Origin of the sequence: Streptomyces beijiangensis, from assembly GCF_017315755.1 — a bacterium.
GTDB lineage: Bacteria > Actinomycetota > Actinomycetes > Streptomycetales > Streptomycetaceae > Streptomyces > Streptomyces beijiangensis.
On sequence record NZ_JAFLRJ010000788.1, the window covers coordinates 1 to 399 of the forward strand.

The following is a 399-nucleotide window of genomic DNA, read 5'->3' on the forward strand; positions in this document are numbered from 1 at the left end:
GCGGCCCGCGAGCGGTTCGTGGCGGACGGCTACGAGAAGTCGACCATCCGGGCCATCGCGCGCGAGGCGAAGATCGACCCGTCGATGGTGATGCGCTACTACGGCAACAAGGCGGGCCTGTTCGCGGTGGCCGTCGCGATCGATCCCGGATTGCCGGGCCTGTCCCACGAACCGCTCGCGGGCCGCAGCAAGGATCGTGGCGGACGGCTACGAGAAGTCGACCATCCGGGCCATCGCGCGCGACGCGAAGATCGACCCGTCGATGGTGATGCGCTACTACGGCAACAAGGCGGGCCTGTTCGCGGTGGCCGTCGCGATCGATCCCGGATTGCCGGGCCTGTCCCTCGAACCGCGCGAGGAGATCGGCCGTCCGCTGGTGCGCCACTTCCTCACCCTGTG

The 399-nt window shown here is 69.2% G+C and carries 1 protein-coding gene and 1 pseudogene; both read left to right on the forward strand.

Annotation, left to right across the window (positions count from 1 at the left end; translation table 11 throughout):
* Positions 1-114: pseudogene (locus tag J0695_RS46305) on the forward strand (TetR family transcriptional regulator); the annotation flags it as partial.
* A 28-nt stretch (positions 115-142) separates the two neighbouring features.
* A partial coding sequence (locus J0695_RS39110; RefSeq protein ID WP_206969616.1) for a TetR/AcrR family transcriptional regulator occupies positions 143-399 on the forward strand: 257 nt, incomplete at its 3' end.